At 64.0% G+C, this 13316-nt stretch carries 15 protein-coding genes; 7 read left to right on the top strand and 8 right to left on the bottom strand.

The genetic code is table 11. From position 1 onward, the window contains the following. Positions 1–460: 460 nt before the first annotated feature. From NP503_RS15330 to NP503_RS15315, 4 genes are all read left to right on the top strand, one after another. Entirely contained in the window at positions 461–1657 is a 1197-nt protein-coding gene (locus NP503_RS15330; protein WP_127270878.1) for an amidase, read from the top strand. A 2-nt stretch (positions 1658–1659) separates the two neighbouring features. Next, complete coding sequence (locus tag NP503_RS15325; protein ID WP_127272432.1) at positions 1660–2559, top strand: LysR family transcriptional regulator; 900 nt, start codon at positions 1660–1662, stop codon at positions 2557–2559. 82 nt (positions 2560–2641) lie between these two features. Continuing rightward, entirely contained in the window at positions 2642–3310 is a 669-nt protein-coding gene (locus tag NP503_RS15320; RefSeq protein WP_023810039.1) for a DUF1007 family protein, read from the top strand. After that, positions 3307–4515 carry a nickel/cobalt transporter gene (locus NP503_RS15315; RefSeq protein WP_127272433.1) on the top strand — a complete coding sequence of 403 codons (1209 nt, stop codon included), beginning with the start codon at positions 3307–3309 and terminating at the stop codon, positions 4513–4515. Before NP503_RS15320 ends, NP503_RS15315 begins: the two co-directional genes overlap by 4 nt. 23 nt (positions 4516–4538) lie before the next feature. Here the strand turns inward: NP503_RS15315 and denD are convergent, their stop codons facing one another. The 4 genes from denD to NP503_RS15295 form a co-directional block, all read right to left on the bottom strand. Next, on the bottom strand, positions 4539–5516 hold the full coding sequence (denD, locus tag NP503_RS15310) for a D-erythronate dehydrogenase (protein ID WP_127268083.1): 978 nt from the start codon (positions 5514–5516) through the stop codon (positions 4539–4541). A 16-nt stretch (positions 5517–5532) separates the two neighbouring features. After that, positions 5533–5745: a hypothetical protein gene (locus NP503_RS15305; protein ID WP_127268084.1), complete on the bottom strand. Its 213-nt coding sequence runs from the start codon at positions 5743–5745 to the stop codon at positions 5533–5535. Between the two features lie 89 nt (positions 5746–5834). Further along, entirely contained in the window at positions 5835–6815 is a 981-nt protein-coding gene (locus NP503_RS15300; RefSeq protein ID WP_127268082.1) for a cation diffusion facilitator family transporter, read from the bottom strand. Between the two features lie 10 nt (positions 6816–6825). Continuing rightward, positions 6826–7512 (bottom strand): GNAT family N-acetyltransferase, encoded by a 687-nt coding sequence (locus NP503_RS15295; RefSeq protein WP_127268081.1) that lies wholly within the window; start codon positions 7510–7512, stop codon positions 6826–6828. A gap of 83 nt (positions 7513–7595) precedes the next feature. Here NP503_RS15295 and NP503_RS15290 point away from each other — a divergent pair, with 83 nt between their 5' ends. Beyond that, positions 7596–8780, top strand: a complete 1185-nt coding sequence (locus tag NP503_RS15290; RefSeq protein WP_127268080.1) for a pyridoxal phosphate-dependent aminotransferase — start codon at positions 7596–7598, stop codon at positions 8778–8780. A gap of 151 nt (positions 8781–8931) precedes the next feature. Beyond that, positions 8932–9297 (top strand): YciI family protein, encoded by a 366-nt coding sequence (locus tag NP503_RS15285; protein WP_127268079.1) that lies wholly within the window; start codon positions 8932–8934, stop codon positions 9295–9297. Here NP503_RS15285 and NP503_RS15280 read toward each other — a convergent pair whose 3' ends face one another. From NP503_RS15280 to NP503_RS15270, 3 genes are all read right to left on the bottom strand, one after another. Continuing rightward, positions 9298–10053: an SDR family oxidoreductase gene (locus NP503_RS15280; protein ID WP_127268078.1), complete on the bottom strand. Its 756-nt coding sequence runs from the start codon at positions 10051–10053 to the stop codon at positions 9298–9300. It lies immediately after the preceding gene. Positions 10054–10311: 258 nt separating this feature from the next. After that, positions 10312–11049, bottom strand: a complete 738-nt coding sequence (locus NP503_RS15275; RefSeq protein WP_127268077.1) for a tellurite resistance TerB family protein — start codon at positions 11047–11049, stop codon at positions 10312–10314. A 117-nt stretch (positions 11050–11166) separates the two neighbouring features. Next, positions 11167–12087: a rhodanese-related sulfurtransferase gene (locus NP503_RS15270; RefSeq protein WP_127268076.1), complete on the bottom strand. Its 921-nt coding sequence runs from the start codon at positions 12085–12087 to the stop codon at positions 11167–11169. A gap of 286 nt (positions 12088–12373) precedes the next feature. On the opposite strand from NP503_RS15270, the gene NP503_RS15265 reads away from it, so the two are divergent. After that, a complete protein-coding gene (locus tag NP503_RS15265; RefSeq protein ID WP_127272614.1) occupies positions 12374–13012 on the top strand; it encodes a 2-dehydro-3-deoxy-phosphogluconate aldolase in 639 nt (212 codons plus the stop codon). A gap of 73 nt (positions 13013–13085) precedes the next feature. Here the strand turns inward: NP503_RS15265 and NP503_RS15260 are convergent, their stop codons facing one another. Then, entirely contained in the window at positions 13086–13277 is a 192-nt protein-coding gene (locus tag NP503_RS15260; protein WP_127272097.1) for a hypothetical protein, read from the bottom strand. Positions 13278–13316: the final 39 nt, after the last annotated feature.

Genomic DNA, 13316 nt, shown 5'->3' with positions numbered 1-13316 from the left:
CAAAGGCGGGACGGATATCCATGGAACCAGCCGGTGGAGACCCCGGAACCATGAAGCGCCGTCTCGCGGCGGTGAACCTTGGCCTTGCCCGGCCTCGGTTCGCTTTGTCTGCCTTGGCTTGGATGGGAGACCCGTCCGCACTGCCGGCAATGAAGGTGTGCCTCTTCAGTAACCCCGGTTTTTGGACAACCGGCAGAACACCAGAAAGGCCCGCACCGTCGTTGCTTCAAGGTGTCCTCGGGCTGGCGGTTGGCCGCTAGACCGACTGGAGGGGTTGGCTCCAGTTACCTTACCGATTTCCCTCACCATTCGAGGATCGGCGGACACCCACAGGCACGTGCGACTTTGGGCAAGCGCGATATAAGGGCGAAGACTTTCACAATCAATAAAAATCGTATCGCAGGTTGTAAAATTTCTGGTGTCGAACAATGTTGCGGCAACCGTATCCGGATATCGAACGATGACAGGCACGCACGGCCCTCTCAACGCCTTTCTCGATCTTCGCCAGATGCCAGTGGCACATGCCCAGCTAGGCCCGCTGGCCGGCCTGCGGCTGGCCGTCAAGGACATCTACGACGTCGCCGGCTACCGCACCGGTTGCGGCAATTTGCAAAAATTCGCCGAAAGCCACGCAGCCTCGCGCACCGCACCCGCCGTGCAGATGATCCTCGATGCTGGCGCACGCTTCGTCGGCAAGACGCAGACCGACGAGCTTGCCTTCGCGTTGTTCGGCCAGAATGCGCATTTCTCGTTTCCGGTGAACCCGGCGGCACCCGACCGCGTCACCGGCGGCTCCTCATCGGGGTCGGCGGCGGCGGTGGCGGGCAGGCTGGCCGATATCGCCACCGGCTCAGACACCGGCGGCTCGATCCGCGCCCCGGCGAGCTTTTGCGGACTGATCGGGCTGCGCACCACGCATGGCCGCATTCCGCTCGACGGCACGATGAAGCTGGCGCCGAGCCTCGACACGTTCGGCTGGTTCGCCGACGACATCGAGACCTACGAGACCGTCGGCAAGCTGCTGCTCGGCCGCGATCCGCACCAGCACGTGTTGGACCGGCCGCTGGCGCTGGATTGGCTGGATGGATTGGTCGCCCGCCCGGCGCTGGCCGAATATGGTGAAATGAAGGGGCTGGCGGGCGCGGTCTTCGGCGTGCCGGCGACGCCGGCAATCCGCTTCTCCTCATCTCCCGATGAACTCTATTGGTGCTTTCGCCGGCTGCAGGCCAGGGAGGCCTGGGCGGTGCATGGCGAATGGATCACCAGCGGCGAGCGCGGCCTCGGCCCCGGTGTCGAGGAGCGTTTCGGCTTTGGCCGTGCCGTCGATGACAGGACAGCCCAGGCCGAGAAGGTGCGACGTCTGACCTTTCGCGGCGAACTGAACGCCCTGCTCGGCAGGAACGGCTTCCTTGTCCTGCCGACCGTGCCTGGTCCGGCGCCTTACGTGGACAGCACGCCGGAGCAGTTCCAGGCCTATCGCGAACGGGCGCTCCAACTTCTGTGCCTGGCCGGCCTGTCTGGTTTTCCACAGATCACGCTGCCCGTCGGCTCGGTCGCCGGCGCCCCGTTCGGCCTGTCGCTGCTTGGCCCTTCCGGCAGCGACATTGCCCTGATACGGCTCGGCCGGAAACTTCTCGACGCGGCACGAAAGGCCTGACCATGGACACACTGACGCGCATGCGTGCCTTCATCGACGTGGTCGAGGCCGAGGGCTTTTCGGCGGCGGCGCGCAAGATCGGTCGTTCCAAGGCCTTGCTGTCGAAATATGTGCGCGAGCTGGAGGACGAACTCGGCGCTTTGCTGCTCAACCGCACCACGCGCCAGTTCTCGATGACCGAGGCCGGCCATACCTATTACCGGCGCGCCTCGGAGATCGTGCGCGAGGTCGACAGCCTGGCCGACGCGGTGCGTGAATCCTCCGGCGACGTGCGCGGCCGGATCAAGCTGTCGGCGCCGCGCACCTTCGCCGACGCGCCGATCGGCCAGTCGCTGATCGACTTCGCCAAGCAGCATCCCGACATCGTGCTCGACATCCAGCTCGACGACCGCTTCGTCGATCTGGTCGAGGAGGGCTTCGATCTTGCGGTGCGCATCTCGCGGCTGGAGAACTCGTCGCTGATCGCCAGGCGGCTGGCGCCGTTTTCGATAAAGCTCTGCGCCTCCCCCGAACTGATCGCCAGGCATGGCATGCCGACAAGGCCGCAGGATCTCAGCCGCATGCCTTGCATCGTCGACACCAATGGCCGCGGACTGAACAACTGGCCGTTCAAGGGCGACAATGGCGATCCGGTGAGCGTTTCGGTGTCCGGTCCGGTCGAGGTCAACAGCCCGATGACGGCGAGAGCCGCGGCCGTGGCGGGCCTCGGATTTACCGTCCTGCCGGATTTCATCGCCGCGCCCGACCTCGCGAGCGGCCGGCTGGTGGCGGTGATGGATGACCGTATCCTGTCGGGCGGCGGCATCTTCGCCGTCTACCCGCACCGCCGCTATCTGCCGGCGAAAGTCCGCGTCTTCGTCGACTTCCTGGTGCAGTGGTTCAGGACGCGCGAGGCTGGCTGACCGGCATCGATAGTCTCATGGTCCCAATTTCGCCCCCTTTCTGGTAACTCTCGGCAACTCTTCCGAGGCCTATGGACCGAGAATGAATCTGAAACGGCACGCAATCATGCTGGCTTCGGCCTTGGCGGCTACTTTTGCCGCCACTGGACCGGCTTACGTGCATCCGCATGTCTTCGCCGAGGCCCGCCTCGATGTGATTCTCTCCCCGGATCACCAAAGCGTGAAGGCTCTCCGTCATCTCTGGCGCTTCGACGATCTGTTTTCCTCGACCGTGATGATGGAGTTCGACAAGAACTCCGACCTGAAGCTCGATGACAAGGAGCTGAAGGAAGTCGCCGACACCGTTCATGCCTCGCTGGCCGAGTTCAATTACTTCCAGCTCGTCACCGTTGACGGCAAGGACGTGGCGATGACGCCGCCGCCGCATCTGATGGCCAATTTCGACAACGATCAGCTGATCATCCTGTTCGAGTCCGAACCGAAGGTGCCGATCAAGCTCCACGGCAAGATCGATATCGGCGTCTACGATCCGACATTCTACACGGCGATCGACTTCACCGAGGACTCCAACATCACGGTTGAAGGCCTGCCCTCGAACTGCACCAGCAAGGTGGTCCGTCCGGACCCGGACGAGGCCATCAAGGAAAACCAGAAGACCCTCACCGATGCCTTTTTCAACGATCCGACCGGCACCGATATGAGCAAGATCTTCGCCACCAAGCTCGAACTGACCTGTCAGCCAGAAGGATGAAGCCGGTGACGAAACCGTCCCTGCGTTTGGCATTCGGCCTGTTGGCCCTCACTGTCGCCATGATGCATTTCGCCGACGCCGCTCATGCCCAGAGTTCGCTCGGCATCGGCGTCAATGACGGCATGGCGCCGACCACCGGCCCGTTCGCCCATATCCTGATGTGGATCAATCTCAGGCAGCAGGAATTCTACCGCGCGCTGGCAACGGCGATGAAGGCGATGCGCCAGGACGGCAGCAAGATCTGGATACTCGTCGGCCTGTCCTTCGCCTACGGTATTTTCCATGCCGCCGGCCCCGGCCACGGCAAGGCCGTGATCTCGTCCTACATGGTGGCCAATGAAGTGGCGTTGCGGCGCGGCATCCTCTTGTCCTTCGTCTCGGCGCTGCTGCAGGGCCTGACCGCGATCGCGGTGATGGGGGTCGCCTATTTCGTCCTGCGCGGCACCTCCGTCTCGATGACGGACGCGGCCTGGTTCATGGAGATCATGAGCTTTGTCTTCGTCACCCTGTTCGGCGCCTGGCTGCTGTGGCGCAAACTCGGCCCCGCCGTCCTGCGTCTGTTCGGCAAGGGCCCGGCCTACAGCCTGTCGGCGGCTCATGCCGGCCATTCTCACGCCGGTCATTCTCATGGGGGTCATTCTCATGGGGGCCATTCGCACGGCGCGCATTCGCATGCCGGTCACTCCCATGCAGCTCCCAGCCATTCGGCGCATGCTCATTCGCACGCGCCACACGCGCATGACCATGTGCACGGCCCTTCGCACGATCATCACGATCATGCCGAACACGATCACGCTCATCACGATCACGCGGCCGGCGAAGTCTGCGATACCTGCGGCCATTCGCACGCACCCGATCCGGCGCTGCTGTCGGGCGACCGCTTCGACTGGCGCACGGCGTGGACGGCGGTGGCGGCGGTCGGCATCCGCCCCTGCTCCGGCGCCCTGATCGTGCTGAGCTTCGCCTTGCTCAACGGCCTCTGGCTCGGCGGTTTGCTGTCGGTGCTGGCGATGTCGCTGGGCACCGCCATCACCGTATCGGCACTGGCGACACTGGCGGTGACCGCCAAGAACTGGGCGGTGTATTTCGCCGGCGACGGCCGCATGGGCAACCGCATCCACTCGATCGTCGAGATCGGCGGCGCGGCGTTTGTGTTCCTGTTCGGACTGCTGCTGCTGTCGGCGAGTTTGGCGAGCGGCGGATAGGCCGGCGCCACGAGGTTCGGAGTTTAACCCGCGATCTTGCCGCCGAGCTCATCCTCGATGTGAGCGCGGATGATCTCGTCAAAACTCTTTTCGGCGCTGAAGCCGAGCTCCCGTGACCGCTTTGCCTCGAAGCGCGTCGGCCAGCCCTTGACGATCGCCCAGATCGTCTCATCCGGAACCTCGCGGATCAGGCTTACCGCCTTCGGCCCGGCGATGCGTTCCAGCGCCTCGATCTGCTCGCCGACGGTGACGGCAACGCCGGGCATCGTCAGGTTGCGGCGCGGCCCGACTGCGCTGCCGTCGATCCCTGCCGCATGGATCAGGAAGTTCACCGCCGAGCGCGGGCTGGCATGCGTGTGCACGACCGAGCGCGGCACCGGCAGGATCGCTTCGTGGCCGCTCAACGGCTCGCGGATGATGCCGGAGAAGAAGCCGGACGCCGCCTTGTTCGGCTTGCCCGGCCGCACGCAGATCGTCGGCAGCCGGATGCCGATACCGTCGAAGAAGCCGCGCCTGGTATAGTCGGCCAGCAGCGCTTCGCTCATCTGCTTCTGGGTGCCGTAGGAGGTCAGCGGCGTCGGATGGAAATCATCGGGAATGACATCCGGGAACGGCGCGCCGAACACCGCGATCGACGAGGTGAAGACGACGCGCGGCGCAAAGCCCGCCAGCCGGATGGCATCGAACAGGGCCCGCGTGCCATCGAGATTGACGCGGTAGCCGAGATCGAAATTCGCTTCCGCCTCGCCCGACACGATGCCGGCAAGATGGAACACGACGCCGGGGCGCGATGCGACCAGGCGCTCAGCGGCCCCTGCTTCGGCGAGATCGCCAGTGTGCAGCGTGACGCTGACGCCATCCAGGCTCGGGGCCTGTGGCGGCACGATATCGTGTAAATCAAGCGCCGTGATCTTGCGGCCGCGCAGCGTGCCGTCCTTGGCCAGCCGGGCGATGAGCTTGCGGCCGACCATACCCGCGGCGCCAGTGATCAGAATGCGCATATCGAAAATCCCTTGCCTATTTACCCTGATTTTTGCGCTGGCTGCGAGCCCGCAACCAGAACACCGAGAAGAACGCCAGCACGAAGACGATGCCAAAGGCGCCGGCCAGCACCGTCGAAAGGCTGCCGAGTGCCAGCATTACGGTCGGCAGATAGTAGGCGCCGATACCAAACAGAAGCATGATCCACACGGCAGCGATAAGAGCATTCCTGGTGTCACGATCCATCACGCCGCACCACGGCAGCGGGTGTTCATCAAGCTGGTTTTCAAGGTTTTGCAACTCCCGAGGCAGGACCAATCGACATCAATCGATCGGTCCTAGTGATGGTGGTCGTGATATGCAGCCGCTTCGTGCTCGTGCCCATGGTCGTGCTCGCCATCGTCGGCGCACTGGCCGAATTCCGGTTCCACGGTGGCATGGCTGATGCCGTGCTCGCTGGCAAGCCGCTTCTTGACGGCACTCACCGCCTGATGCGCATCGACGCCCTCGTCGAGACAGGCATGCAGCGTCGCCATATTACTGGTCCCGTCGAGCGACCAGACATGCATGTGGTGCACTTCGCGCACGCCCTGGACCGTCGCCTCGATATCCCGGGCGATCAGATCTCGGTCGAGGCTTGGCGGCACGCCCTCGAGCAGGACATGGGCGGCTTCCCGCATCAGCGACCACGCCGTGTAGAGGATCAGCAGCGAGACCAGGACCGACAGGATCGGGTCGATCGGCGTCCAGCCGGTCGCCAGTATGACCAGCGCCGCCGCGATGGCCGCGGCCGAGCCGAGCAGGTCGCCAAGCACATGCAGGATGGCGCCGCGCATGTTCAGGCTCTCGCGGTCGCCGCCATGCAGCACGAAGAACGAGCCGATGTTCACCAGCAGGCCGAGGATCGCCACCGCCAGCATCGGCCCGCCAAGCACCGGTGCCGGCGCCTGCAGGCGCCCCCACGCCTCATAGACGATCCACAGCGCGATGACGAAGATGGCAATGCCGTTGGTATAGGCCACCAGCGTCTTGACCCGGCCGAAGCCATAGGTGAGGCGAACAGTCGCCGGGCGGCCAGCCAGATGGAAGGCATACCAGGCAAGGCCGAGCGCGATCGAGTCAGCGAGCATGTGGCCGGCATCGGCCAGCAGCGCCAGCGAGCCGGTGAGGATGCCGCCAAGCGCTTCGGCGACCATGAAGCCGCCGGTCAGGCAGGCTGCGATCAGAACGCGTTTCTTGTCGGTCGAGCCATGGACATGGCCGGGCCCATGATCGTGCCCAATGTGATCGTGCCCGCTGTGATCGTGGGTATGTGCCAATGGCGAACTCCTAGGCGCCGAATTCCGCGCGACAATCCTCGAGCCGTCGCTTCTGCTGGCCGTCGCCATCGAAATTGGCCGGATCGAGCCATGCCTCGTAGGCACGGCGCAGCGCCGGCCACTCCTTGTCGATGATCGAATACCACGCAGTGTCGCGGTTTTCACCCTTGACGATCAGATGCTGGCGGAAAATGCCTTCGAACTTGAAGCCGAACCGTTCGGCGGCCCGCTTCGATGGCTCGTTGCGGTTGTTGCACTTCCATTCGTAGCGGCGGTAGCCGAGTTCGTCGAAGATGTATTTCATGAACAGGAACTGCGCTTCGGTCGCCCCCGGCTTGCGCGAGATGAGCGGTCCCCAATAGATGTTGCCGATCTCGATGACGCCGTACGCCGGATCGATGCGCATCAGCGTCTGGCGTCCGGCGACCTTGCCGCTGGGCTTGTCGATGACGGTGAAGAACAGCGGATCCTCGCTGGCCTCGACCTTGTCCAGCCATGGCTGGAAGGCGGCGCGGGTCTCCGGCGGATAATCGGGCAACCAGGCGAAGCGGCCGTCGATGTCGGACACGGAGGACGCTTCATAGAGGCCATCGCCATGTTTTGCGGCACTCAGCGGTTCGAGCCGGACAGTGCTTCCGTCGATGGTCTTGCGTTCGGGCCGCGGGCGCGGTTGCCAATCCCTGAGATTTTCCGACACCGAAAGCTCCAATCCGTTTGACTTTTGCCAGCCGAAGCTCACAAAAACGCGACCCAACAGCAAGAACCACACGGACGGGAAAAATGCTCCACACGATTTCGGCCTTCGACCGCCTTGGCGAGGAAAACGCCTTTGCCGTGCTCGCGAGGGCCACAGCACTTGCCCAACAAGGCCGCGACATCGTCAATCTCGGCATCGGCCAGCCGGACTTCAAGACGCCGCAGCACATCGTCGAGGCGGCGATCAAGGCGCTGCGCGACGGCCATCACGGCTACACGCCGGCCAATGGCCTGCTGGCGACCCGCGAAGCGGTGGTGCGGCGCACGCTGACCACCACTGGTGTCGAAGTATCGCCCGAAACGGTGATGATCCTGCCCGGCGGCAAGCCAACCATGTTCGCCGCGATCCTGATGTTCGGCGAACCTGGCGCCGAAATCCTCTATCCCGATCCGGGCTTTCCCATCTATCGCTCGATGATCGAGTTCACCGGTGCAGCCCCTATTCCCGTGCCGATGCGCGAGGAGAACGGCTTTGCCTTCTCGGCCGAGGAGACATTGGCGCTGATCACCTCGAAGACCAGGCTGCTGATCCTCAACTCGCCCGCCAATCCGACAGGCGGCGTCACGCCGCGTGCCGAGATCGAGAAACTGGTCAAGGGGCTGGAGGCGCATCCGCAGGTCGCCATCCTCTCCGACGAGATCTACGACGTCATGACCTATGATGGCGAGACGCATTGCTCGCTGCTCGGCTTTCCCGAGATCCGTGACCGGCTGATCGTGCTCAACGGCTGGTCGAAAACCTGGGCGATGACCGGCTGGCGCATGGGCTGGTCGATCTGGCCGAATGGCGACAAGGGCGCCCATCTCTACGACAAGGTGCGCAAGCTGGCTGTCAACTGCTGGTCCTGCGTCAACGCGCCGAGCCAGTTCGCCGGCATCGCGGCAATCGACGGCCCGCAGGACGATGTCGCCAATATGATGCGCGCCTTCGACCGCCGCCGGAAGATCGTCGTCGAGGGATTGAACGCGCTGCCCAACATGTCCTGCATCACGCCCAAGGGCGCGTTCTACGCTTTCCCCAACGTCTCGAAGACCGGCTGGAAGGCCAAGAAGCTCGCCTCGGCGCTGCTCGACGAGGCCGGCGTGGCGCTGATCGGCGGTCCCGATTTCGGCATTCTCGGCGAAGGCTATATCAGGCTCTCCTACGCCAATTCCGAGGAGAACATCTTGCGGGCGCTGGAACGGATCGGGGCCTTCCTGGCGAAGTAAGCTTGAAAGCGGCCCGCTGTCCTCTTCCGGACAATTTGCGGCTGTGGCATGACCGTGTCATGAGCCGTCCGGAGGCGCGCGGCCAAGACTGGGCGTGCATGTCGAGAACGGCTACGGTCCTCGGATCAGGATCGAAGTGGGGTGACATCGGATGTTCTATGCAATCCTTGCCTATCATGTGGAAGACGCAATCAAGGCGCTGACGCCGCAGGAAGATACGGCGCTGATGGCTGACTTGCTCAAGATCCATGAAGGGCTCTATGCCGACGGCAGCCTTGGCCCGTCGGCGCGGCTTGGCGCGACACAATCGGCCTGCACCTTGCGCGACGGCATGATCGTCGACGGCCCCTTCGCCGAAACCAAGGAACAGCTTCTCGGCCTCTATGTCGTCGACTGCCCGACGCGGGACGATGCCATCGCTATCGCGCGCGACTTTCGTCGCGTCAATCCGACCGCCGTCTACGAGATCCGTCCTATCGCGCTCTATCTGCCCGGCACAGAGCTACCGGGAGAATGACTAGCCACGCCCGACAAACGGCATCTTGGTCGCCATCACGGTCATGAACAGCACGTTGGCGTCGAGCGGCAGGCTGGCCATGTGGACGACGGCGTCGGCGACGCGCTGAACATCCATCACCGCTTCGGCTGATATGGAGCCGTTGGCCTGCGGCACGCCGACCGTCATCGGCTGCGCCATATCGGTCAGCGCATTGCCGATGTCGATCTGGCCGCAGGCGATGTCATAAGGCCGGCCGTCGAGCGCCAGCGTCTTGGTCAGCCCTGATATGGCATGCTTGGTCGCCGTGTAGGGCACCGAGCCCGGGCGCGGCGCATAGGCCGACACCGAACCGTTGTTGATGATGCGGCCACCCATCGGCTTCTGCTTGCGCATGGCGCCAAAGGCGGCACGGGCACACAGGAACGAACCGGTGAGGTTGACGCCGACGATATCGTTCCACACTTCGACCGGTATCTCGTCGATCGGCGTCGATTTGTAGCCCATGCCGGCATTGTTGAAGAGCAGGTCGACACGGCCGAAGGCCGCCGCCACGGTCTCGAACAGATCGTCGACCTCGCCTGCCTTGCTGATATCGCAGGCAACCGCCAGGGCCTTGGCGTCGGTGGACCCGGCCTCGGCCACGGCTGCATCCAGCACGGATTTGCGGCGTCCGCAGAACACTGTGTTCCAGCCCGCCTTGAGCAGCGCCGTGGCGACGCTCTTGCCGATGCCCGTGCCGGCCCCGGTGACGATGGCGGTTCTTTGCTCGGTCATGGCTGTTGTCCTCCGGCAGCGCTGCGCTTGCTCGACTGATTTTCGGGGTTTGGCTCGAAAAAGGAAGGCATCGCAAATGACGGCGGCGATGGCAAGCGTGTCCATCCGATCGGGCCGACAAAAAGGGCGGCCATTGGCGACCGCCCCTGATCTGAACCGGGCTTGGGAGGAGGAAAAGCCGATCCGACTGTGTTGAATGATGCGCTTGCTGGGTTAACGAGAGGTTAACCCGGAAAGCGCCTCCTGTGCCGTTTTGGCCTACCAGCGCGGATTGGGTGACGTCCCTGCCTTGGCCGGCACCTTGGCCGCCGAAACCGTTGCCTCGACATGGTCGACCAGCGCGTCCGGCAGGCCGAGCCGGCCTGCAAGCAGGTCGAGGTAGCCACGCTCGGCGCGGGTGTCGGGATCGATGGTCAGGCGCGACGCCGTGTAGAGTTCGAGCTTCTGCGCGTCGGTCTTGGCGCCGGCGACCAGCGTGTCGAGGTCGAGCGGGCTTGCCAGCTCCGCCATCAGGAACTTTTCGGCATCGGAGTCTATGCCGGCCAGGCTGAGCTTGCCGGCGATCTTCTGGCGCTCTTCATCGTCGATATGGCCATCGGCCTTCGCCGCCGAGATCATCGCCCGTATCAGGGTCAGCGTGAATTCGTCCTCGCCTTGCGGCGCCTGCGACGGGTGGAAGGCGGTGTCCTTGGGCGGCGGCAGCAATTCCGGTTCGCCGGCCGCCGGTGCTTCGGCGGGTGCGTTGCCGGCCTTGTAGTTATGGTAGGCCTTGTAGGCGAGGCCGCCGATGGCGGCCAGTCCGCCAAGCTTCACCGCGGCGCCCGTCACGTTACGACCGGCACCAGTTCCAAGCAGCACGGCGGCCAGTGCGCCGGCGGCCAGCGGATTGTCCTTGGCCATCTGCACGGCCTGCCCCGCCTTGTCGCGGACGGTGCCGCTGGTGCCGGGGATTTGCGAGCCGAGCAGATCGTCGAGAAGCTTCTTGGGATCGAACATTCAGTGCCTCCAGGATTTGCCCGGCCGAACGGGCAGGTTTCGAACGTCGAAGACGTAGGTCCCGAAACTTGACATTGCAATGACAGGCGGCCGCTTTGCAGCAGCTTGATGCCCGGATCAGGAGCCGATATGCGGCTCTCTGCCCCGCGCCTGCGCAAGCTCGACCTGGCGCTGGCGCTCGGCATAACGCTGGCGGTCCTCGTTCGAACGCGCATCGAAACAATGCGGGCAGGAAATACCGGCGGCGAATTTGGGCGACGTCAGGTCGCCCGGTGTCAGCGGGTGGCGGCAGGCGCGGCACAGTTCCGCTTCGCCCTCGGCGAGGCCGTGCGACACCGAAACGCGCTCGTCGAAGACGAAGCACTCGCCTTGCCAGAGGCTCTGTTCGGCCGGAACCTCTTCGAGATACTTGAGAATGCCGCCCTTGAGATGGAAGACATCCTCGAAGCCGAGCGATTTGACATAGGCGGTTGCCTTTTCGCAGCGAATGCCGCCGGTGCAGAACATCGCCACCTTGCGGCCTTCGAGTTCCCCCCGGTGCGCCTCCACCCAGGCCGGGAACTCGCGGAAGCTTGCGGTGGCCGGGTCGATCGCACCCCTGAATGTGCCGATCGACACCTCGTAGGCATTGCGCGTGTCGATGACGACAGTGCCGGGCTGCGAAATCAGCGCGTTCCAGTCGGCCGGCGCGACATAGGTGCCGGCACTTTTCGAAGGATCGATGTCATCGACACCCATGGTAACGATCTCGCGCTTCAGCCGCACCTTCATGCGGTGGAACGGCATGTCCGCGGCTGCGCTGTACTTGACCTCGAGGCCCGCCAGCCCTTCGATGGCTTCGAGATACAAGATCAGTTCGGCAATTGCCGCCTCGCTGCCGGCGACGGTGCCGTTGATGCCTTCATGCGCCAGCAGCAGCGTGCCCTTGATGCCGCGCCCGCAGCAGAAGGCGGCGAGCGGCGCGCGCAGTTCTTCGAAAGCGTCGAGCCGGGCAAACCGGTAGAGCGCTGCGACGCGGAAGGGTGGAAGTGATGTCATTGCCGAAGCCACTAGACGCTCACGAAAGCCTATTCAAGGCAAAGCAGGCATCCTGTTCGGAGGTCCCGGGCGCAAATCTGCACCATAGGCGAATTTGTACCATAGCTGAGATCAGGGAGTCAAGAAAAAATTCCTATCCTGACAAAGCTGCCGGCACCGCCGAGCTGGCAGCCGCGCTAAGCTTGGCGAGCATGGGCGACACGTGACATCGCGACACGGCCGGCTTCGTGGACAGGAAAACGGCCTTCTGCTAATCGGTTGAATTGTCCACGCCACGGAGAGACACATGCCCAGCAATACCGAAAAACTCTTGTCGCTCCTCAACGGCCAGCCGGTCATCCCGGTGCTGAAGATCTCTGATATCGCCAATGCCGTGCCGCTGGCGCGCGCGCTGGCGCGCGGCGGCCTGCCGGCAATCGAGATCACGCTGAGGACCGCCGATGCGCTGGAAGCGATCCGGCGGGTCGCTGGGGAAGTCGAGGACGCCATCGTCGGCGCCGGCACCATTCTCGATGCCAGGCAGTTCGAAGAGGCGGCTGCCGCGGGCTCGCGCTTCATCGTCAGCCCCGGCATCACCCGCGAGCTTCTGTCGGCAGCCGCCGGCAGCGATGTTCCGTTGCTGCCCGGCGCCATCACGCCCGGCGAGATCATGGCTGCACGGGAAGCCGGCTTGCGCTTCCTGAAATTCTTCCCGGCCGAGCAGTCGGGCGGCATCGCTTCGCTGAAAGCCTTTGCCTCGCCGCTCGCCGATGTGAAATTCTGCCCGACCGGCGGCATCTCGGCCAAGAACGCGGCCGACTATCTCAGCCTGCCCAACGTGGTCTGCGTCGGCGGCTCCTGGGTGGCGCCCGACGACCTCGTCAAAGCCGGCAAGTGGGACGAGATCGAAGCCCTGGCGCGCGCCGCGAGCAAGCTTGCGAAATAAGGCCTCGGCCACGGGATGAAGAAACCCGGCCGACTCGCGTCGACCGGGTTTGCCAAATCGGCTCCGAAGCTGATCAGCTGCAGACCCGGACCTTTTCAACCACCCTGTGGTGATGCTTCCAGCTTGTGACCACCTTGGTCCGGCAGTGCTTCTTCATGTGCATATGGTCATGAGTTTTGACGACAATGGTCTCGGCCTGCGTAGGGGCGATAGCCGCCGAAGCGGTTGCCAATGCGATGACCGATGCCAATAGGATGTTCTTCATGGATCTCCCCGGGTTTGAACGAACCTATGTTAACCCAGG

It is taken from the genome of Mesorhizobium sp. SEMIA396 (assembly GCF_024518615.1).
Classification (GTDB): Bacteria; Pseudomonadota; Alphaproteobacteria; order Rhizobiales; family Rhizobiaceae; genus Mesorhizobium.
Note: the sequence above shows the minus strand (reverse complement) of the source record. Positions and strands in the feature narration are given on the sequence as shown.

Bases quoted from the DNA above. Each gene is read 5' to 3' on its own strand.
- NP503_RS15330 (WP_127270878.1), top strand. From the start codon at position 461: ATGACAGGCACGCACGGCCCTCTCAACGCCTTTCTCGATCTTCGCCAG.
- NP503_RS15325 (WP_127272432.1), top strand. From the start codon at position 1,660: ATGGACACACTGACGCGCATGCGTGCCTTCATCGACGTGGTCGAGGCC.
- NP503_RS15320 (WP_023810039.1), top strand. From the start codon at position 2,642: ATGAATCTGAAACGGCACGCAATCATGCTGGCTTCGGCCTTGGCGGCT.
- NP503_RS15315 (WP_127272433.1), top strand. From the start codon at position 3,307: ATGAAGCCGGTGACGAAACCGTCCCTGCGTTTGGCATTCGGCCTGTTG.
- denD (WP_127268083.1), bottom strand. From the start codon at position 5,516: ATGCGCATTCTGATCACTGGCGCCGCGGGTATGGTCGGCCGCAAGCTC.
- NP503_RS15290 (WP_127268080.1), top strand. From the start codon at position 7,596: ATGCTCCACACGATTTCGGCCTTCGACCGCCTTGGCGAGGAAAACGCC.
- NP503_RS15285 (WP_127268079.1), top strand. From the start codon at position 8,932: ATGTTCTATGCAATCCTTGCCTATCATGTGGAAGACGCAATCAAGGCG.
- NP503_RS15280 (WP_127268078.1), bottom strand. From the start codon at position 10,053: ATGACCGAGCAAAGAACCGCCATCGTCACCGGGGCCGGCACGGGCATC.
- NP503_RS15275 (WP_127268077.1), bottom strand. From the start codon at position 11,049: ATGTTCGATCCCAAGAAGCTTCTCGACGATCTGCTCGGCTCGCAAATC.
- NP503_RS15270 (WP_127268076.1), bottom strand. From the start codon at position 12,087: ATGACATCACTTCCACCCTTCCGCGTCGCAGCGCTCTACCGGTTTGCC.
- NP503_RS15265 (WP_127272614.1), top strand. From the start codon at position 12,374: ATGCCCAGCAATACCGAAAAACTCTTGTCGCTCCTCAACGGCCAGCCG.
- NP503_RS15260 (WP_127272097.1), bottom strand. From the start codon at position 13,277: ATGAAGAACATCCTATTGGCATCGGTCATCGCATTGGCAACCGCTTCG.